Annotated in this window: 21 protein-coding genes; 11 read left to right on the top strand and 10 right to left on the bottom strand. The window is 66.7% G+C overall.

Annotated features, from left to right (window positions below; translation table 11 throughout):
• Window positions 1-238 precede the first annotated feature (238 nt).
• From BMX57_RS01545 to BMX57_RS01530, 4 genes are all read left to right on the top strand, one after another.
• The gene (locus BMX57_RS01545) at window positions 239-1,321 is read left to right on the top strand and encodes a TRAP transporter substrate-binding protein (protein ID WP_092361841.1); all 1,083 of its coding nucleotides are present in this window, start codon (window positions 239-241) and stop codon (window positions 1,319-1,321) included.
• 119 nt (window positions 1,322-1,440) lie between these two features.
• On the top strand, window positions 1,441-2,379 hold the full coding sequence (locus BMX57_RS01540; protein WP_092361839.1) for a TRAP transporter small permease subunit: 939 nt from the start codon (window positions 1,441-1,443) through the stop codon (window positions 2,377-2,379).
• A gap of 11 nt (window positions 2,380-2,390) precedes the next feature.
• Window positions 2,391-4,745, top strand: coding sequence for a TRAP transporter large permease (locus BMX57_RS01535; RefSeq protein ID WP_092361837.1), 2,355 nt, complete (start codon window positions 2,391-2,393; stop codon window positions 4,743-4,745).
• Between the two features lie 121 nt (window positions 4,746-4,866).
• A complete protein-coding gene (locus BMX57_RS01530) occupies window positions 4,867-5,328 on the top strand; it encodes a DUF6404 family protein (RefSeq protein ID WP_092361835.1) in 462 nt (153 codons plus the stop codon).
• A gap of 111 nt (window positions 5,329-5,439) precedes the next feature.
• Here the strand turns inward: BMX57_RS01530 and BMX57_RS01525 are convergent, their stop codons facing one another.
• The 4 genes from BMX57_RS01525 to BMX57_RS01510 all read right to left on the bottom strand — a co-directional run bounded on the left by BMX57_RS01525 (window position 5,440) and on the right by BMX57_RS01510 (window position 7,688).
• Window positions 5,440-5,829, bottom strand: coding sequence for a VOC family protein (locus BMX57_RS01525; RefSeq protein ID WP_092361833.1), 390 nt, complete (start codon window positions 5,827-5,829; stop codon window positions 5,440-5,442).
• An 8-nt stretch (window positions 5,830-5,837) separates the two neighbouring features.
• A complete protein-coding gene (locus BMX57_RS01520; RefSeq protein ID WP_092361831.1) occupies window positions 5,838-6,659 on the bottom strand; it encodes an arginyltransferase in 822 nt (273 codons plus the stop codon).
• A 91-nt stretch (window positions 6,660-6,750) separates the two neighbouring features.
• Window positions 6,751-7,188 (bottom strand): RDD family protein, encoded by a 438-nt coding sequence (locus BMX57_RS01515; RefSeq protein ID WP_092361829.1) that lies wholly within the window; start codon window positions 7,186-7,188, stop codon window positions 6,751-6,753.
• Between the two features lie 74 nt (window positions 7,189-7,262).
• On the bottom strand, window positions 7,263-7,688 hold the full coding sequence (locus tag BMX57_RS01510; protein WP_092361828.1) for a DUF2852 domain-containing protein: 426 nt from the start codon (window positions 7,686-7,688) through the stop codon (window positions 7,263-7,265).
• Window positions 7,689-7,925: 237 nt separating this feature from the next.
• Between BMX57_RS01510 and BMX57_RS20555 the strand changes: the two genes are divergently transcribed.
• The 5 genes from BMX57_RS20555 (at window position 7,926) to BMX57_RS01485 (ending at window position 13,026) form a co-directional block, all read left to right on the top strand.
• Window positions 7,926-8,066: a hypothetical protein gene (locus BMX57_RS20555; protein WP_177175358.1), complete on the top strand. Its 141-nt coding sequence runs from the start codon at window positions 7,926-7,928 to the stop codon at window positions 8,064-8,066.
• A 77-nt stretch (window positions 8,067-8,143) separates the two neighbouring features.
• The gene (locus BMX57_RS01500; protein WP_092361824.1) at window positions 8,144-10,939 is read left to right on the top strand and encodes a [protein-PII] uridylyltransferase family protein; all 2,796 of its coding nucleotides are present in this window, start codon (window positions 8,144-8,146) and stop codon (window positions 10,937-10,939) included.
• Window positions 10,926-11,201: a hypothetical protein gene (locus BMX57_RS01495; RefSeq protein WP_092361822.1), complete on the top strand. Its 276-nt coding sequence runs from the start codon at window positions 10,926-10,928 to the stop codon at window positions 11,199-11,201. Before BMX57_RS01500 ends, BMX57_RS01495 begins: the two co-directional genes overlap by 14 nt.
• 77 nt (window positions 11,202-11,278) lie before the next feature.
• Window positions 11,279-12,487, top strand: coding sequence for an RSP_2647 family RNA methyltransferase (locus BMX57_RS01490; RefSeq protein ID WP_092361820.1), 1,209 nt, complete (start codon window positions 11,279-11,281; stop codon window positions 12,485-12,487).
• The gene (locus BMX57_RS01485; protein ID WP_092361818.1) at window positions 12,484-13,026 is read left to right on the top strand and encodes an RSP_2648 family PIN domain-containing protein; all 543 of its coding nucleotides are present in this window, start codon (window positions 12,484-12,486) and stop codon (window positions 13,024-13,026) included. Before BMX57_RS01490 ends, BMX57_RS01485 begins: the two co-directional genes overlap by 4 nt.
• A gap of 70 nt (window positions 13,027-13,096) precedes the next feature.
• Here the strand turns inward: BMX57_RS01485 and BMX57_RS01480 are convergent, their stop codons facing one another.
• A complete protein-coding gene (locus BMX57_RS01480; RefSeq protein WP_092361816.1) occupies window positions 13,097-13,786 on the bottom strand; it encodes a M48 family metallopeptidase in 690 nt (229 codons plus the stop codon).
• 230 nt (window positions 13,787-14,016) lie between these two features.
• Here BMX57_RS01480 and BMX57_RS01475 point away from each other — a divergent pair, with 230 nt between their 5' ends.
• Window positions 14,017-14,397 (top strand): hypothetical protein, encoded by a 381-nt coding sequence (locus tag BMX57_RS01475; protein WP_092361813.1) that lies wholly within the window; start codon window positions 14,017-14,019, stop codon window positions 14,395-14,397.
• Here BMX57_RS01475 and BMX57_RS01470 read toward each other — a convergent pair.
• The 5 genes from BMX57_RS01470 to BMX57_RS01450 all read right to left on the bottom strand — a co-directional run bounded on the left by BMX57_RS01470 (window position 14,387) and on the right by BMX57_RS01450 (window position 18,527).
• Window positions 14,387-15,571, bottom strand: a complete 1,185-nt coding sequence (locus BMX57_RS01470) for a vWA domain-containing protein (RefSeq protein ID WP_092361811.1) — start codon at window positions 15,569-15,571, stop codon at window positions 14,387-14,389. The two genes, BMX57_RS01475 and BMX57_RS01470, sit on opposite strands and share 11 nt — an antisense overlap.
• An 8-nt stretch (window positions 15,572-15,579) precedes the next feature.
• Window positions 15,580-15,747 carry an apolipoprotein acyltransferase gene (locus tag BMX57_RS01465; protein WP_092361809.1) on the bottom strand — a complete coding sequence of 56 codons (168 nt, stop codon included), beginning with the start codon at window positions 15,745-15,747 and terminating at the stop codon, window positions 15,580-15,582.
• 3 nt (window positions 15,748-15,750) lie between these two features.
• The gene (locus BMX57_RS01460; protein ID WP_092361807.1) at window positions 15,751-17,118 is read right to left on the bottom strand and encodes a DUF2927 domain-containing protein; all 1,368 of its coding nucleotides are present in this window, start codon (window positions 17,116-17,118) and stop codon (window positions 15,751-15,753) included.
• Window positions 17,115-17,564 (bottom strand): GNAT family N-acetyltransferase, encoded by a 450-nt coding sequence (locus BMX57_RS01455; protein WP_092361805.1) that lies wholly within the window; start codon window positions 17,562-17,564, stop codon window positions 17,115-17,117. The genes BMX57_RS01460 and BMX57_RS01455 overlap by 4 nt, the downstream gene beginning before the upstream one ends.
• 117 nt (window positions 17,565-17,681) lie before the next feature.
• On the bottom strand, window positions 17,682-18,527 hold the full coding sequence (locus BMX57_RS01450; protein ID WP_092361803.1) for an AAA family ATPase: 846 nt from the start codon (window positions 18,525-18,527) through the stop codon (window positions 17,682-17,684).
• Window positions 18,528-18,917: 390 nt separating this feature from the next.
• On the opposite strand from BMX57_RS01450, the gene dksA reads away from it, so the two are divergent.
• Entirely contained in the window at window positions 18,918-19,340 is a 423-nt protein-coding gene (gene dksA, locus BMX57_RS01445; RefSeq protein ID WP_373283067.1) for an RNA polymerase-binding protein DksA, read from the top strand.
• The last annotated feature ends 67 nt before the right edge of the window (window positions 19,341-19,407 follow it).

Below are 19,407 nucleotides of genomic sequence, written 5' to 3'. Positions count from 1 at the left end.
ACGCAAAGCGAGTCGGAAAATCAAAGCAAATGCCTGTGGAGCAGGCGACACCGCAGGTCGGCGGCGTCGGGACCTACGCGATTTGTGGTGGATCGGCGGGGCCGGCGCAAATTCCCGGGGTTTCTACGCAGTACTAGGTATTCACATACCCGGTGTCGCCGTTAACGTGTCGCCACTGCAAACGATCCGCCCGGCGCATCGCGTCGGGCACGTCTCGCAAGGGGAGGACCTAACTCAAATGGATCGTCGTTCATTTCTCAAGAAATCCGCACTGGGCGGCTCGGCCGCCGCGGCAACCGCACTGGCCGCACCGGCCTATGCACAGGGCAACCGCACGCTGACGCTGGTGACCACCTGGGGTCGTGGCCTGGCCGGTGTGCACGATTCGGCACAGCGCGTGGCCGACACCATTACCGCCATGTCCGATGGCGCGCTGACCGTGGACCTGAAGGCCGCGGGCGAGCTTGTGGGCGCGTTCGAGGTGTTCGACGCGGTCACCTCGGGCCAGGCCGACATGTATCACGGCGCCGACTACTATTTCGTCGGCCAGCATCCCGGCTATGCCTTCTTCACCGCCGTGCCGTTCGGCATGACCGCGCAGGAGCTGGTGAACTGGTACTACCACATGGGCGGCCACGAGTTGCATGACGAGCTGGGCCAGATCTTTGGCCTCAAGTCGTTCCTGGCGGGCAATACCGGCGCACAGGCGGGTGGCTGGTTCAGCAAGGAAATCAACGGCCCCGAGGATTTCAACGGCCTCAAGTTCCGGATGCCGGGCCTGGGCGGCAAGGCCCTGGGCAAGCTTGGCGCAAGCGTTCAGAACATCCCCGGCTCGGAAGTCTACCAGGCGCTCAGCTCGGGCGCGATCGACGGGACCGAGTGGATCGGCCCCTGGGCCGACGAGAAGGCCGGCTTCCAGGAGATCACCAAGACCTACTACACCGCCGGCTTCCACGAGCCCGGTGCGGGCCTGTCGCTGGCCACCAACCGCGAGGTGTTCGAAAGCCTGACCCCCGCCCAGCAGAAGATCATCGAGATCGCATCGGGCGAGTGCCACCAGTGGAACCTGGCGCAGTTCCTGGCCAACAACGGCGCGGCGCTGCAGCGCCTGCAATCGTCCGGCGTGAAGGTCCTGGAATTCCCCGACAGCGTCTGGGACGCCTTCGGCAAGGCCAGCCAGGAAGTGCATGACGAGAACATGGGCGACGAACTGTACAAGAAGATCTACGACAGCGCGATGGAATCCATGAAATCGTCCTCGGCCTGGATCAACATGTCGTCCGGCGCCTACACCGCGCAGCGCGACCGCGTTCTTGGCTGAACCTGACCGGTGAGAAAACGGATCCCCCGCACCGCGCGGGGGATCCTACGTGTTTCATGCCGGCCCCGTGTCGTGTAACGCTTGGGGACATCGGCAAGGGATGAAACCAAGGGGGCAGAATGCAGGACGAGAACGGCGCCTCGGTGTTCGGCACGATCTGGAACGGCCTGGTCTGGCTGATACAGAACATCGCCGAGTCCTTCATCAATTTCGGCTACGCCGTGGCCAATCCCCAGCTCTGGCTGGACTGGTCCGACAAGGAAGCGATCATGCGCTTCGTCTATTATGGCGGCTCGGTCGAGTTCTTCTTCGTGGTTTTCACGGCCTTCCTGCTGATCACGGCCATCGGCCTGTTCCGGCACAATATCCTCTGGGGCGTGGTGCGCGGGCTCGAAGGTTTCGCCAACACGGTCGGCCGGTTCTTTGCCTGGGCCGGGCTGCTGATGGTGATCCAGCAAATCGTCATCGTCGTCATCCAGCGGGTCTTTGCACGGCCGGACATGTCGTTCGGTTTCGGCATTCCCTTCACGATGGATATCAGCTGGTTCGCCGAGGAACTCAAGCTCTACAACGCCCTGGTGGTCTGCCTCTGTGCCACTTACACCTTCGTGCAGGGCGGGCATGTGCGGGTCGACCTGATCTATTCCGGACTCAGCCATCGCGGCAAGCGCGTCATCGACATGTTCGGCTCGCTGTTTTTCATGATGCCGGCGGCGGTGCTGACCTGGCTCTACGGCTGGTTCTTCCTGTGGCGGCACCTGATCGTGCCGAACCCGTCGGCCAGCGACACTCTGGAGCGGCTGTTGATGAAGTCCCGCGCCCTGCGCTGGAATGTCGAGACCATCGGCTTCAGCCCGAACGGGTTCAACGCCTATTTCCTGTTCAAGATCCTGCTGGTGGCCTTTGCCGGAATGGTGTTCCTGCACGCCATCGCATTCTTCTACCGCTCATTCCTGGAATACATCGAGGGTGAGGAAAGCGAAAACAAGTATCTCGACAGGGACAACCTGGGCGATGACGACGCCGAGCTTGTCCATGCGATCGAAGAACATCACTAAGGGGCCAGATCATGCTTTTCGGACTTGATGGCGTCGAGATCGGCCTGATCATCGTCTTTTTCTGCCTCTTCGGAGGCATCCTCTCGGGCTTTCCGGTGGCCTTCGCCATCGGTGGGGCCGGGGTAATCTCCTTCGGGATCATCGCCGCGCTGGACAGCGCCGGCCTGCTGATCCACCAGGCGATCGACACCGGCAGCCAGGCCTATCGCGACCTGGTGGCCACCGGGGTCAAGACCGACCTGATCTCGGTCTTCCGATATCCCGAACTGCCCCGGATCGCCGAGCCGGTCTTTGTCAACGGCTGGGAAGTTGCGCTGGACCGCAACGTGTCGTTCATCGTCAACCGGATGAACGAGCGGGTCCTGGCCGGCCAGTCCATCGAGACGCTGCTGGCTGTTCTGATGTTCGTCATGATGGGCATCACCCTGGAACGCTCCAAGATCGCGAATGATCTGCTGACCACGATGGCGCGCGTGTTCGGGCCGCTGCCTGGCGGCCTGGCGGTGTCGATCGTGGTTGTGGGCGCGTTCCTCGCCGCCTCGACCGGGATCGTTGGGGCCACAGTGGTCACGATGGGCCTGCTGGCACTGCCCACCATGCTGCGCAACAACTACTCGCCGGAACTGGCGACCGGCGTGATCGCGGCCAGCGGCACCCTGGGCCAGATCATCCCGCCCTCCATCGTGATCGTTCTTCTGGGCACGCTGGCGGGCGATCTCTATTCCACCGCGCAGGAGGCGCGGGCGGTGTCGGCGGGCTGTACCGATGCGCTGACCTATCTGGGCGAGCCGGCGGTGGTCTCGGTGGGCACGCTGTTCCAGGCGGCGCTGCTGCCGGGGATCATGCTGGCGCTGCTCTATGCGCTCTACGCCTTCGGTTTCGCGCTGCTCAACCCCAGCAAGGCGCCCGCGGTCGCGCTTGAGGGCGGCGGCGGAGAGGCGCGGACCCGCGGCGAGACGCTGACCTGGTTCGTTGCCGCCCCGATCGGCCTGATCGGCGGCGCGCTGCTGCTGGGCAGCGTCGGGCTGATCGGCAGCCAGAACGTCACCGTGTCAAGCTTTTCCGACGCATCGGAAAGCGCCAGCCTGCGCACCAACGTGTCCGAAGGCTGCAAGGCCTCGATGATCGAACTGCACGGGCAGGCGGCCTGGGACCAGGCTGTGGCCGAGCAGGAGGCCATCGACGAGGACGGCGGCGCAGTGCAGGCCCAGCGCATGAGCGAGGAAGACCTTGCCGCCGCGCAGGCCGCCAAGATCGCCTCGGCGGCGCCGATCGGCACCGGCGTCAGCGTTCTGATCATTCTAATGGGTCTGACCCTTATCCTGGCGCGCGGCATCATGCCGTCAGCCGATCCCAAGCCGCTGATCCTGGGCGGTATCGGGCTGATCCTGGCGGCGCTGGCGGATGTGCTCTTCATTGCCGCCAACACCTCGTCGGGGGCAACGGTGCTGATCCTTCTGGTGCCGTTCCTGCTGGCGATCTGGGGCTGTCGCGAGGCGGCGAAGCGCTGCGCCTCCAACGACCTGATCCGGGTGGTGTTCCCGCCACTGGTCCTGATCGTCGCGGTGCTGGGCTCGATCCTGGGCGGCGTGACCAACCCGACCCCGGCCGCGGCCCTGGGCGCCGGCGGGGCGATCATGCTGGCGGCCTATCGCAAGCTGCAGGAACATGGCCGATCCGGCGCGGTGATTATCTGGGCCACTTTCGCGATCATCATCTGCCTTCTGATCGGGGTGAATTTCGACCTGCGGGTCAACCAGGGCGATGTCCCGCTGGAAAGCTGGATCGCGTTCATCGTCGCCTATGGCACCTATCTGTTCGCGCTGTTCGGCCTGCTCTTCGCCTGCTGGGTGCTGTTCGCGGGCGGAGTGCTGACGCCGGTGGTGCGCGAGACCGCCAAGGTCACGTCGATGGTGTTTACCATCCTGATCGGGTCGCAGCTTCTGAACCTGGTGGTGATCTCCTTCGGGGGCGAGCATTACATCCAGCAATTCCTCAAGAGCTTCGACAACGAATACAAGGTCTTCCTGATCGTGATGCTGGTATTGTTCGTGCTGGGCTTCGTGCTGGACTTCCTCGAGATCATCTACATTGTGATCCCGATCGTCGGGCCGGTGATCTATGGCGGATCCTTCGATCCGAAATGGGTGACGATCATGGTGGCGGTGAACCTGCAGACCTCGTTCCTGACGCCGCCCTTCGGCTTTGCGCTGTTCTACTTGCGGGGCGTCGCGCCTAAGGAGGTCACAACCGCGCATATCTATCGCGGGGTGCTGCCTTTCGTGCTGATCCAGGTGGCCGGGCTGGCGATCCTGTGGTGGTTCCCGGCGATCGTGACGATCGTGCCCGACCTGATCCCGAACTGAAGACGCGTGCCGGTCCCGGCCTGGATTCGTGGTCGCGTCACGGGATTTTCGATGCGGTGCCATGATCTTGCCAAGCTCGGTTGCAAATTCTGGGCCGGAATACTTGCCGCACGAGACCGGAATGCCGAACACATCCTTCGAAGACCGCCTGAGCCGCCTGCAAGAGCGGCAGGAACAATCCTTCAGGGCCGCCAGCGAGAAGCCCGCCCACCGCAAGGCGACCACCCGGCGCGAGCGACTGACGCTGGCTCTGGCGCATCTCGAACGCGGGGGCGTGACCGGCGCTTTCGCCTACGCTCCGGTCTTTCGGATGCTGGCCGCGATCGGCCTGGGACCGCGACCACTGTTCTACTGGTCGTGGATCGGGCTGGTGATCTTCGGCTTCGCCCTGTTCACCGGGATCTTCGGAGGGGTCATCTATCTCTCGGTGCAGTTCGGCCATGTGGCGCGGCCGGTGCAGGTCATGATCGAGGCCGGGCCGGATGTCCTTCTGGTGGTCAACACCGTGCTGGCGCTGGGGTTTGCCGCCATCCACAAGTTCAAGGCGATGCAGATGGGGTTGCCGCGCTGGCGGGATCTGTGACCGGGGCAGCCGGGTCTGGCGTGGCCCGGCGGCAGGGAAGGGGCGCTGCCCCTTCTTGGCGCGGCGCGCCAATTCATCCCCGAGGTATTTCGGGCGAGAGAAAAATGCGGGTCAGGTGAACTGCACGAGATCCCAGCGATTGCCGAACGGATCGCGCCAGACCGCCACCGTGCCATAGGCCTCGCGGCGCGGCGCCTCCTCGAAGGTGACGCCGCGGGACAGCATCCGGGCGTGGTCGCGGTCGAAATCGTCGGTGGACAGGAAGAATCCCACGCGCCCGCCGGCCTGCCGCCCGATGGCGGCGCTCTGTTCGGGGCTGCTGGCGCGGGCCAGGATCAGCGAGCCCGAGGCCGCACCGGGCGGGGTGACGCGGACCCAGCGCTTGCCCGAACCGAGATCCTCGTCCTGGTCGAGGGTGAAGCCCAATGTCCCGACATAGAAGGCGATGGCGGTATCGTAGTCCGGTACGACCAGCGCAACCGCGAAAAGGCCCTGGGACACAGGCGCGGTCAGCCGCGGCTGGCGCGGCGGTCGGGCAGGTGGATATTGGCGACCTGCTCGGCAATGGGTTCGGTCGAGAGCGGATGCGTCTCGGCCCGGAAGGTGGAAGGATCCGCCACCTTGTGCCAAGTCCCGCGCAGATAGACCTCGAGCCCGGAGAACTTGGCCTTGTAGCCCATCTTGGGGCTGCCCGGTACCCAGTAGCCGAGATAGACATAAGGCAGCCCGGCCTCGCGCGCGATCTCGATATGGTCGAGGATCATGTAGGTGCCCAGCGAATTCTGCGGCTGGTCGGGATCGTAGAAGGAATAGACCATGCTGAGCCCGTCATCGAGCACATCGGTCAGGCTGACCGCGGTCAGCGCCCCGGTCTCGGTGTCGGTGTATTCGACCACGCGGCTGCGGATCGGGGTTTCCTCGATCATCGCGGCGAATTCGAACACGTCCATGTCGGCCATGCCGCCATCGGCGTGGCGCGCGTCGAGATAGGTGCGGAACAGGTCGTATTGCTCGTCCGTGGCCCAGGGTGACGTGGCCCGGCGCTGCAGGTGCCGGTTGCGCCGGCGCGTGCGCTTCTGGTTCTTCTTCGGCTCGAAGGCGGCCACCTCGATCCGGGCCGACAGGCAGGCCGCGCAATCGGCGCAGGAGGGGCGATAGAGCACGTTCTGCGAACGTCGGAAACCCTGTTGCGACAGCGAGTTGTTCAACTGGTCCGCGCCGTCGCCCTGCAGGGCGGTGAACAGCTTGCGCTCCATCCTGCCCTCAAGATAGGGGCAGGGCTGCGGTGCCGTCACATAGAATTGGGGCGCGATGGGCAGGGTGTGGCGCATGAGGGTTCCGGATCGTTGTCTGGCCGGATGATAACAACCGATTCAGACCCCGCCAAGACGGGAATCCCGGCCCCAGCGAGGGGCCGGAAGGTCAGGCCAGCACGCGCCGGTTGAGCGCGACGGTGCCCAGGACTGCGTCGGTGAGCCCCTGTCCGCGCGAACCCAGCACCATCATCAGGACCGAAATCACCTGCAGCACCGGGATGGCCATCGACACGGTGTAACCCAGCGTGTGGGCCAGCGCCAGGGAGCCGTCCAGCCGCGCGCCGCGGGCGTCGCGCAGTTCGATGCCGACAAAGCGCATTCCCCAGGTGCCGGAGCCGGACGCGATCGTCACGGTGCGATAGACGAAGCCGACCAGCAGGTAGAGCGCGGCGAAGAAGAAGGCCCCGATGAAGGCGGTGAACACCACAGCGATCAGGCTCAGCAGGATGATGACCACGGTGTCGAACACCCATGCGAAGAACCGCTTGGCGGTGACGGACCGGTAGAAATCCGGCTGGCGGTCGGGGTCGGGAAGGAAACTCATCTCGTCATGCTCCGTGACATGCTCGGTGACTGGGCCGGACCCCGCGCGGGGGTCCGGAAGGGTTGCGTGCCGGCTCAGGAGGCGTCCTCCTCGGGCTCGCCGTCGCGGTTGGCCTTGGCGCGTTCGTTCATGAACTGGTCGAACTCGGCCTTGTCCTTGGCCTCGCGAAGCCGCTCGAGGAAGGACTCGAAATCGTGCTGTTCACGTTCCAACCGGGCCAGCGTGTCCGCCTTGTAGGCGTCGAAGGCCGAGTTGCCCGACGGTTTCATCGCGTTGATCCCCTGGGACCAGCTCTTGCGGTTGCGGCAGGACTTTCCAAACATGCGTTTGCTCCAGATCATGTAGCACAGAAGGGCGAGGCCGATCGGCCAGAAGAAGACGAAACCCAGGACCATCGCGGCGATCCAGGCGCCTTTCCCCTTGCTGTCGAGCCAGGATTCGGTGCGGTGCAGCCAACCCGGATGCGACGGGGCTGATGCGGTTTCGGTCAGTGTGGTCATTGCGCTCTCTCCAGATCGGGTAAATGTAAATGGTCTTCACATGACACAATCTGGGGAAGGCAGGGACGAGGTTCAAGGGGACGATGTAAAAAAGATTTACATTTTTTCAGCCGGCCCGGCGTTCCATTGAATGCGAGTGACCGGCTTGTTTCGAAGGCGGGAATTAACCAGACTCAGATAGAGACGGCCGGTATGATGCGTGGATCATCGCAGCTGAGCCGGCACAGGTGGACGATCTTGGACCCAGGCGACCGCAATGACAACCGGACGACCCGCGGCCCGTGGCGGCTGCGGGCCGGCTGGTGGATCCTGGCCGCGCTGGTTTTCGGCATCGCGATCTGGGCGCTTTTGATCGGACTGGGCGCCAGCCTGCTCTGACCGGCCGGGCCTCGCACAAGGCCGAAAGCCGATCCGACGCATTGACGAAACGCAACACTGCTGCGCTATTTGCGCCTATGTCCGAGACGTTGAAGATCACCCGCCTTCCGCGCCCCTACGACCCCGCGCTGGGGCAGGAGGCACGCGAGAAAGTGCCCGAGCTGACCGGCGATCTGGCCGCGCTCGTCGAGGGGGCGGCCGGATCCAGCCCCTATCTGGGCAGTCTTGTCGCACGCGAGGCAGGCTGGCTGCCCGAGGCGCTGTCGGATCCCGATGCCGCGGCGAGTGCGATCATGGACGACTGCCGCGCGCTGGAGCCTGACCAGCTGCGCCCGGGGCTGCGCCGGGCCAAGCGGCGCCTGGCGCTGCTGACCGCGCTGGCGGACCTGTCCGGCGCCTGGCCGCTGGAGCGCGTGACCGGCCTGCTGACCGATTTTGCCGGGCTGGCGGTCGATCTGGCCGCGCGGGCCGAGATTGCCACGCTGCTCCGCCGCAACAAGCTGCCGGGGCAGGGCGGGGACGATCTGGAGGGCGCCGCCGGCCTGGTGCTGATGGCGATGGGCAAGATGGGCGCGCATGAGCTGAACTACAGCTCGGATATCGACCTGATCGCGCTTTTCGACGAGACACGCTATGCGCCCGACGATTTCCACGAGGCGCGGCAGATGATGGTCCGCGCGACCCGCAACCTCTGCGCCACGTTGTCGGACAAGACCGCGGATGGCTACGTGTTCCGCACCGATCTGCGGCTGCGGCCCGACCCGGCGGTCACGCCGGTCTGCCTGTCGATGGAGGCGGCCGAGCGCTACTACGAAAGCCTGGGCCGGACATGGGAGCGCGCGGCCTATATCAAGGCGCGGCCCTGCGCCGGCGATATCGGCGCGGGCGAGCGGTTCCTGGCCGAACTGCGCCCGTTCGTCTGGCGGCGGCATCTGGATTTCGCCGCGATCCAGGACGCCCATGACATGCGCCTGCGCATCCGCGAGAACAAGGGCACCGGCGGCGCGCTGAAGGTTCCGGGTCATGACATGAAGCTGGGCCGGGGCGGCATTCGCGAGATCGAGTTCTTCACTCAGACCCGGCAACTGATCGCCGGCGGCCGAGATCCCGATCTGCGCGTGCGCGGGACTGTCGACGGGCTGGCGGCGCTGGCCGAAAAGGGGTGGGTGCCCGAGGATGTCACCGACAAGCTGAGCGCGCACTACCGCGCCCATCGCGAGGTCGAGCACCGCATCCAGATGGTGCATGACGCGCAGAGCCACACGATGCCGACCAGCGCCGACGGGATCGAACGTATAGCCTGCCTGATGGACATGGACCGGGCGGCGCTGGAGGAAACGCTGACCCGCCGTCTGACCGAGGTTCACGAGCTGACCGAGGGGTTTTTTGCCCCCGATGCCGCGCCGCCGCCCGCGCCCGAGCCGGCCGAGGTGGAATTCGACGCCTCGGTCCTGGCGCGCTGGCCCAGCTATCCGGCATTGCGCTCGACGCGCGGCCGGCAGATCTTCGAGCGGCTCAAGCCCGAACTGCTGTCGCGGCTCGCGCGCTGCGCGAAGCCCGAGGAGGCGCTTCTGGCGCTGGACGGGTTCCTGGCCGGGCTGCCCGCCGGCGTGCAGCTCTTCTCGCTCTTCGAGGCCAATTCGCAGCTGGTCGATCTGCTGGTGGACATCGTCGGCACGTCGAACGCGCTGGCGGGATACCTGTCGCGCAACTCGGCGGTGTTCGACGCGGTGATCGGCGGCGATTTCTTCGCCGATTGGCCGGGGCAGGCGGCGCTCGAGGCGGACCTGACCGAACGCCTGGCGGACGAGACCGACTATGAGACCCGGCTCGACATGGCCCGACGCTGGTCGAAGGAATGGAAATTCCGCATCGGTGTGCATCACCTGCGCGGGCTCATCGACGGGGCGCAGGCCGGGGCGCAGTACGCCGAACTGGCCGGCGCCGTGATCACCGCCATCCTGCCCGTGGTCGTGGCGCAATTCGCCGCCAAGCACGGCCCGCCGCCCGGGCGCGGGGCCGCGGTGCTGGGCATGGGATCGCTGGGCGCGGGGCGGATCCACGCGGGATCGGACCTGGACCTGATCCTGATCTACGATCCGCAGGGCTCGGAAGGGTCGGAGGGCAAGCGCCCGCTCACGCCGCGGCCGTATTATGCCCGGCTGACCCAGGCGCTGATCACCGCGCTGACCGCGCGGATGTCGCAGGGGCGGCTCTACGAGGTCGACATGCGGCTGCGCCCGTCGGGCAACCAGGGTCCGGTTGCGACCAGCTGGGCCAGCTTCACCCATTACCAGCAAAACGAGGCCTGGGTCTGGGAACACCTGGCCCTGACCCGCGCGCGGGTGCTGGCCGGTGATGCGGGTCTGGCCGAGGATATCGAGGGGTTCCGGGCGGAATTGCTGGCGCGTCCACGCGACCGAGCGAAGGTGCTGCACGAGGTCGCCCGGATGCGCGGCCGCCTGGCCGCCGCCAAGTCGCCCGCCGGTGTCTGGGACGCCAAGACCGGGGCCGGGCGGATGATGGATGTCGAGCTGGTGGCCCAGGCCGGTGCCCTGCTGGCCGGCAGCCCGGCGCGCGGGGTGGGGGCTGGCCTGTTGGCCGGGGTCGACACAGGCTGGCTGACCCCGGACGTCGCCGATCTTCTGCGCGAGGCCCACGCGCTCTACTGGTCGGTGCAAAGCGCCGCCCGGCTGCTCTCGCCCGAGCTGCTCAAGGCCGAGGATCTGGGCGAGGGCGGCGCGGCTTTCCTGTGCCGGGCGGCAGGGTATGACGATATCGCGGCACTGCAGGCCGCGCTGGAGGACAGCTATGAACAGGCGGCGGCGGCGATCGACGCGGCGGTCGGAAGGGGGCAGGATGACCAGGACTGAGGACACTTCGGATCCCAAGGGGCTGATCCGCGAGGCCTATCGCATCGAGGGTATCGGCGCGGCCGAATGCCGGAGCATCTTTCTGGACTGGGCCTTGAGCCTGCCCGAGGGCCTGGACCAGGCACAGGCGTTGCGCGCGCTGCACATGCGCTTTGCTGCCGACCACCCCGATCATCCGATGACCGAGGTTCTGAGGCAAGGGTTGGGCCGGACGGATGCGCCGCGCCGGCGGGGCGGCTGGCGGTCGCGGCCGCGGGGCTGAGCGGTGCACACCGGCTCTGTATCCTTGCCGAGCCATGCGGTAAGCAGCCCTCAGATCCCACACGACGGCAGGCCCAGATGACATCCCCCGATCCCGCGACCCGACCGACCGTGCGCCTCAAGCCAAAGGCCAATGCGCGTGCCCTGCGCCACGGCTTTCCCTGGGCCTATGACAACGAGGTCGTGACCGACCGCCGCACCCGCCGGATCGCACCCGGCAGCCTGGCCGTGCTTGAGGATGACAAGCGCAATCCGCTTGGGCTGGTCGCGGTCAATCCCGGCTCGCGGATCCTGTGCCGGATGCTGGATCCCGATCCCGGGGCGGTGATCGACCGCGACTGGTTCGCGGCGCGGCTGGACCGGGCGCTGGCGCTGCGTGTGCAGGTGTTCGGCGCCCCGTTCTACCGGCTGGTCCACGCCGAGGCGGACGGGCTGCCCGGCGTTGTGATCGACCGCTTCGGCGATACCTGCGTGATCCAGCCCAACGCCGCCTGGGCCGAGCGGCTCCTCGAGCCTCTGACCGAGGCGCTGGTCGACGCCACCGGTATCGATACGGTGCTCAAGAACGCCTCGGGCCGGGCGCGGGCGCCCGAGGGGCTGGACGACCGGGGCGCGGTGCTGCGCGGGCAGGCGCCGGACGGGCCGGTACAGGTGCACATGAACGGGGCGGTCTACATGGCCGACCTGACGGGCGGACAGAAGACCGGCCTGTTCTACGACCAGCGCGCCAATCATGCCTTTGCCGCCGGCCTTGTCCGGCCCGGCGCGCGGGTGCTGGACGTGTTCTGCCATGTCGGCGGCTTCGCCCTTGCGATGCTGACCGCCGGCGCCGGCAACGCGCTCGGCGTCGACGGCTCGGCCCCGGCGCTGGCCCTGGCGGCGCAGGGGGCGCAGGCCTCGGGCCATGCCGACCGGTTTGAGACCCGGCAGGGCGACGCCTTCGAGACGCTGGCCGCGCTGGCCGCCGATGGGCAGCAATTCGACGTGGTGATCTGCGATCCGCCCGCCTTTGCGCCCAACCGCCAGGCGCTCGAGGCCGGGCTGCGCGCCTATGAGCGCATCGCGCGCCTGGCCGCGCCGCTGGTGGCGCCGGACGGGTATCTCGGGCTCTGCTCCTGTTCGCATGCCGCCGACCTGTCGCGGTTCCGCGACGCTTCGGCCCGCGGAATCGGCCGTGCCGGGCGGCGGGCGCAGCTGATTCATACCGGCTTTGCCGGGCCGGACCACCCGCAGCTGCCGCAGCTGGCCGAGTCGGGCTACCTCAAGGCCGTGTTCTTCCGGCTGTGAGGGCGGTTCTGGACACCTGCGTGATCTATCCCACGGTGATGCGCGAGATGCTGCTGGGCGCCGCCGGGCTTGGCCATTTCGCGCCCCTCTGGTCGGGCCGCATCCTCGAGGAATGGGCGCGCGCGGCGCGCAAGCTGGGCCCGCAGGGCGAGGCGCAGGCGCGCGCCGAGATCGCGCTGACCCGTGCCGCCTGGCCCGCGGCCGAACTGCCGCCGGCGCCGGGGATCGAGGCGCGGCTGTGGCTGCCGGATCCCGCCGACCTGCATGTCCTGGCGGTGGCGGTGGCCGGTTCGGCGGATGTGATCGTCACGCTCAACGCCCGCGATTTCCCGCGCAACATCCTGGCCGAGGAGGGGCTGGAGCGGATCGACCCCGACGCGCTGCTGCACCGGATCTGGCTGGACGATCCCGAGGGGGTGGGGGCTGTCGCCGCGCGGGTCCTGGCCGAGGCCAACCGCCTCTCCGGTCAGGACTGGACGCTGCGCAACCTGCTCCGCAAGGCCCGCCTGCCACGGCTGGGCAAGGCCCTGGCCAGCTGACGCGGGATCCCGCTTCGTCGGGCCGGAAGTGTCTCGGCGGGGCTGGTTCCTCGCTCCGGCCGGCGCGGCCCTAGCCGCCATCCGACCAGCGCGTCTCCAGCCGTTCCAGCGCGGCGATGCGCTCATCGGTCTTGGGGTGGCTCATCAGCCAGGCCGGGACGACGCCCGCGCGGGCCTGGGTCAGGGTTTCCAGCTTGCGGAACAGCGATTTCTGCGGCTCGATGCCGATCCCTGCCTTGGTCAGCAGCGCGGCGGCATATTCGTCCGCCTCGTATTCGTCGCCGCGCGACAGGCGCGAGGCCAGGAGCGCTGTGAGCCCGTTGGCGATCCACACGCCGATCAGCGGGATGAACCGGTTCAGCACCAGGATCAGCGCCGTGCGCAGCGCGTTCTGGCCCGAGAAGTCGATCATCCGACGCCGCGCATGTCCCAGCGCGACATGGCCCAGCTCATGCGCGATCACGCTGGCCATTTCCTCGGCGCTGACCTCGCCGTTCTGGAATTTCCGGTAGAACCCCCGCGTGATGAAGATCCGCCCATCCGGCGCGGCCAGCCCGTTTACCGGGTCGATCTCGTAGATATAGACCGGCACCCGCGCGATGTTCAGCGCTGCCGCCAGCCGGTCGGTCAGCCGCTTGAGCCTGGGATCGGCGAGTTCCGTCGAGCGCGCATCGAGATCCCGATGGGTGCGCCAGACCGAGATGCGATACATCACGACGGCATAGGCGATGGCCAGCAGGATCGGCGTCAGCTTGAGCATTAGCAAGATATGGGACGATGCGGCGGGCAGGGCAAGTGGGCAGGGACGGATCGGCCGGTCAATGTGTGCCGACCATACAAACTGGTATGGTTGGCCCCAACGCAATCGGGAAGTGAGACCCGACATGCAAGCCTACCGCTTCAGGGCGGACGCGAGGGTCGTTCTACCATCATTTCAGCAATCACGGCGGTTTCCTGGCCGCGCTGACGCAGGAATGGCGGCAGCGCCAGATGGAGGAGGTGATCGCGGTGCTGGACGATGGCCCACCGAGTCCCGAGGCGTTCAGAGCGCTGTCGGATGCGGTGGCCCGGATCGACTTCCGGCTCGAGATCGGCATGCGGGAACTGGCCCGGCGCGCGCCGGAGATCGCCGCGATCCTGGCCGAGACGGATGCGGCCCGACAGGATGTGATGGCGGCGCTCTTCTCGGCGCGGTTCGGGCTGGCCGGGACGGAGGCGCCGGCCCTGGCCCGGATGGACTATGCGCTGTTCCTCGGCACGATCCTGCTGGACCCGACGATCCGGGCCGCGGACCAGACGGAACTGCAGCAGCGGTTCGAGGCCATGATCCAGGCGCATCTGCGGGAACCTGGCGAAGATCCTAGCGGCTGAGCATGCGCATCCCGCGTTCCAGCCCTTCCAGCGTCATCGGCACCATCTGGTCGGCAAAGATCTCGCGGATCATGCCGATCGAATGGGTGTAGTCCCAGTATTTCTCGGGCACCGGGTTGATCCAGAGGTTGTCCGGCCATTGCGAGCGGGCGCGGTCGAGCCAGACCTGGCCCGCTTCCTGGTTCCAGTGCTCGTTGGCGCCGCCGGGATAGGCGATCTCGTAGGGGCTCATCGAGGCATCGCCCACGAAAATGCACTTGTAGTCTGGCCCATAGGTGCGCAGCACTTCTTGCGTGAGCGTCTGGGCGTTCCAGCGCCGGCGGTTGTCGCGCCAGACGCCCTCATAGAGGCAATTGTGGAAATAGTAGTATTCCAGGTGCTTGAACTCGGCGCGGGCGGCCGAGAACAGCTCTTCGACGACCTTGATATGCGGGTCCATAGAGCCGCCAACATCGAGAAACAACAGAACCTTCACGGCATTGTGCCGCTCGGGCCGGGTCTTCACGTCCAGATAGCCGTGCTCGGCGGTTGCGCGGATTGTACCGTCCAGGTCCAGCTCCTCGGCCGCGCCCTCGCGCGCCCAGCGGCGCAGGCGTTTCAGCGCCACCTTGATGTTGCGGGTGCCCAGTTCGACCGTGTCGTCGAGATTGCGGAACTCGCGCTTGTCCCAGACCTTGACCGCGCGCTGGTGGCGGCTTTCCTTCTGGCCGATGCGCACGCCCTCGGGGTTGTAGCCATAGGCGCCGAAGGGCGAGGTGCCGGCGGTGCCGATCCACTTGCTGCCGCCCTGGTGCCGGCTTTGCTGTTCGGCCAGCCGTTCGCGCAGGGTCTCCATCAGCTTGTCGAAGCCGCCCATCGCCTCGATCTCGGCCTTTTCCTCCTCGCTCAGGTGCTTCTCGGCCATCTTCTCCAGCCAGTCGCCGGGGATGTCCACCGCCTCCATAACCTGGTCCAGCGTGATCTCTTCGAGCCCGCTGAAGCTGGCGGCGAAGGCGCGGTCGAACTTGTCGATGTTGCGCTCGTCCTTCACCATCGCCACGCGGGCGAGGTAGTAGAACGCCTCGACGTCATAGGTGGCCAGCCCCGCCTTCATGCCCTCAAGGAAGGTGAGGTATTCGCGCAGCGAGACCGGAACACCGGATTTGCGCAGGTTTTCGAAGAAGGGCAGGAACATCGGTCGGCTCAGATCAGTGTGCGGTCCAGCAGCACCGTAACGATCAAACCCAGCATGGCAAAGGCGATGCCGTAGACGGCTGCATATTGGGCGATGTCCGCGCGGCTGCCCTTGCGGCGTTTGGCGGTCATGCCGCCCAGGATCGCGCCCAGGAGACCCATCGACAGGTAAATCATCGTCTATCCGCCCAGCCGTTTGCGGGGGTTCAGCGATGCAACCTCCTGCATCTTCGAGCGAACCGCCCAATCCGAGCCGAACCCGTATCGCGCCCAGCCCAGACTGTCCAGCCGGACCGCCCGGGCGCGGTCGTGCCGGCCGGTCAGGTCCAGCGCTTCGGCTTGCAGCAGCATCAGCGTCGACAGGAGTGCGGCGTTCTCGGCGCGTTCGGCCACCGCAAGCTGCGGCCGGATCTGCCGCAGCGCGGTGGCACCGTCGCCGCTGGCGATGGCATAGGCCGCGGTCTGGGTGATCACATAGGCCCGCTGCAACTCGGTGCCGGGGGTCTGTGCCAGAAAGTGCAGCGCGGTGCCGTATTCCTGCTGCGCCGCCTCGGGATCGGTCATCTGCAGCATCCGCCCGGCGATATAGTGGCTGAAGGCGCGGCGGTGATCGGTCCAGCCCTGGCGGCGCGCGGTGATCAGCGCCTCGTTGGCGGCGGCGCGCCGCTCCGAGGCCGAGGCGCCGGGGCCAAGCGCGGTCTGGACCGCGTCGATCCAGTTGCGCGGCGTCGCGCTGGCCGGCTCCGGCGCGACCTGCGCGCCTGCCGGGTTCAGCCGGGCCAGGATACCGGGCAGGGCCGCGGCGACCTGGGCGCGGGTCATGCCGCTGCGCAGTTCCGGCGCATAGGTGGCGCGCAGGATCAGCATGTCAAAACCGGTGAGCACCGTGTGTACGTTGTCGTCGTTGAACACCGAGTCAGGCAGCCGGTAAAGGTCGTTCAGCGGGCCGATGGCCTGGGCCAGTTCCTCGTGCAGGCAGTCGCGCACCTCCTGCGGGCTGGAATCGGCGGGCACGAAGATGCCCAGCCGGTTGCGGTCGCGCAGCAGCGACCAGTTGGTGCGCTGGCTGCGCCGCTCGCGGCGGAATTCTTCCAGGCTCGAGACGTTTGGCACCACGAAACAGGCTGCCTGCGGCAAGGCGCGGCGGATGTCGTCGCGGCTGACCGCCTCGATCGTGATGTTGGCCATGCCGCCCGAGACCTGCCGGATGTCGATCCCCGCCTCGCCGCGCAGCCGGCCCAGCAGCCGGGACAGGTCGGCACCCAGGCTGGGCGGCGCCTGTCCGGTCACGCGCACGGTGATCGGCGTCTCGAACCGGGTGAAGACGGGCAATTGCCGGCCGCTCTCAAGCTCGAAATGCAGGGACAGGAAATCGGCGGCGATGTTGCCGTTCGACCGGACCGGCGCCGAGGGGCGCGGCGCGGCGAATGTCTTCATCGGCGGCAGGGTGCTGTCGGCGATGTTGGCACGGGTCGGCGTGTCGCGCAGGGGCTGCGCGGAACACCCCGCCAGGATCAGCGCCAGAGCCAGGGATGCCGCGCGCCTCATGACCGGCTGTACTGGATGAAGGGCGTGCAGGTGCCGATCCGGTCATAGAGCCTGCGCGCGGTGTCGTTGAAATCCTGGGTCAGCCAGTAGACCGAAGGCGCGCCATGCGCGTCCGCCCTGGCATAGACCGCCTCGATCAGGGCGCGGCCGACGCCGGTGCCGCGGCGCTCGGGCCGGGCATAGAGATCCTGCAGATAGCAGACCTCCTCGATCTTCCAGGCGTGGCGGTGAAAGAGGTAGTGCGTGAGCCCGACAAGCCGGCCGTCCTGTTCCGCCACAAGGGCCGAGAAATCGCGCGGATCGTCGCTCAGAAGTCGCGTGAAGGTGGTGCCGTAAACATCTGGTGCGGCAGAGGTTTCATAGAAGGTCAGGTAGTCTGTCCACAGTTCCGCCCATTCCGGTCGGTCGCCGGGCTGAAGCGCGCGCACCTTGAGGGAATCTGTCACCGCGTCGAAATCCTGTAATCAATTCGGACCGGTTGAGCCGGCTGCCTGCATTCTTGTCGGAGTTTATGGTGACATTCCGGCACGCACAAGGCAAGCGCGTGGGCGCCCGGCGCCCGCTCAGCGTTGCCCGCGCGCCATGAAGGCCAGCCGTTCGAACAGGTGCACATCCTGCTCGTTCTTGAGCAATGCGCCATGCAGCCGTGGCAGGGCGTTGGCGCCGTCGCGCTTGAGGTCCTCGGCGCTCAGATCCTCGGCCAGCAGCAGCTTGAGCCAGTCCAGCACCTCGGAAGTCGACGGCTTCTTCTTCAGCCCCGGCGTCTCGCGCAGCTCGTAGAACTGCGTCAGCGCGGCGGTCAGCAGCGCGTTCTTGATCCCCGGATGATGCACCTCGACGATCTTGCGCATGGTCGCCTCGTCCGGAAAGCGGATGTAGTGGAAGAAGCACCGCCGCAGGAACGCGTCGGGCAGTTCCTTCTCGTTGTTCGAGGTGATGATGACGATGGGGCGGTGGCGGGCGCGGATCGTCTCGCCGGTCTCGTAGACATGGAATTCCATGCGGTCGAGTTCCTGCAGCAGGTCGTTGGGAAACTCGATATCGGCCTTGTCCACCTCGTCGATCAGCAGAACCACCTTTTCGTCAGCGTCAAAGGCCTGCCACAGCTTGCCGCGCTTGATGTAGTTGCCGACGTCATGCACCCGCTCCTCGCCCAGCTGGCTGTCGCGCAGGCGGCTGACTGCGTCGTATTCATAGAGGCCCTGCTGCGCGCGGGTGGTGGACTTGATGTTCCACTCGATCATCCGCAGCCCCAGCGCCTGGGCCACCTGGCGGGCCAGTTCGGTCTTGCCGGTTCCGGGTTCTCCCTTGACCAGCAGCGGCCGTTCCAGGGTCACGGCGGCATTCACCGCGATGGTCAGATCGTCGGTGGCCACGTATTCGGCGGTGCCTTGGAAGCGGGCGGTCATGGGCGGGTCCTTTCCTGCGGTGCCGGTTGTGTCTGCGCGCGACGGAGGTATCGCTGCGGGCGCGGTTTGACAAGCCGCGACCGCCTCCGGGGCGGGGCGAGACTCAGGGGCAGTGCCGGGCGGCCGGGCGGCTCGGGGCCCGTCCATCCAAACCTTCGCCCGGCGGTTCAGAATTTGTTACGTAATGTGACAAAATTCACAGAAAAACAAGGAATTGGCAGATATGATCTTCATCTGCAACAGGATGTCGAAAATGCCGCCGGCCGTGGCCCTTTGTGTAGTGACAATTCCGGATCCGTCGGATAAACGCTGCGGCAGTGAGGGGGCGCCAATATGATCCGGGAATCACAGATGTCCGATACGATTGGCCATTCCGAGGGAGCCAAGAAAATGAAACAGGAAGTTTTTCTGCCAGAGGACTATCGCCCGGCGGAAGATGAACCGTTCATGAACGATCGGCAGTTGGAGTATTTCCGGCGCAAGCTGATCACCTGGAAGAACGAGTTGCTGGCCGGCAGCCGGGATACGATCGAGGGGCTGCAGGACGGCACCCGCAACATTCCCGACGTGGCCGACCGCGCCAGCGAGGAAACCGACCGCGCGCTGGAACTGCGCACCCGCGACCGCCAGCGCAAGCTGGTCGCCAAGATCGACGCCGCCCTGCGCCGCATCGACGAAGGCGAGTACGGCTTCTGCGAGGTGACGGGCGACCCGATCTCGCTCAAGCGCCTGGATGCCCGGCCCATCGCGACGATGAGCCTTGAGGCGCAGGAGCGTCACGAGCGTCGCGAAAAGGTCCATCGCGACGACTGACCGGCAAGCCGCGCCGCAACGACGGGCCGCGCGGCCGCAACCGAAAACAGGAACGCCGGGTCCGTCG

Origin of the sequence: Cribrihabitans marinus, assembly GCF_900109035.1 — a bacterium.
Lineage (GTDB): Bacteria > Pseudomonadota > Alphaproteobacteria > Rhodobacterales > Rhodobacteraceae > Cribrihabitans > Cribrihabitans marinus.
The sequence above is the reverse complement of the archived record's forward strand: the minus strand, read 5'-3'. Positions and strand labels throughout refer to the sequence as shown.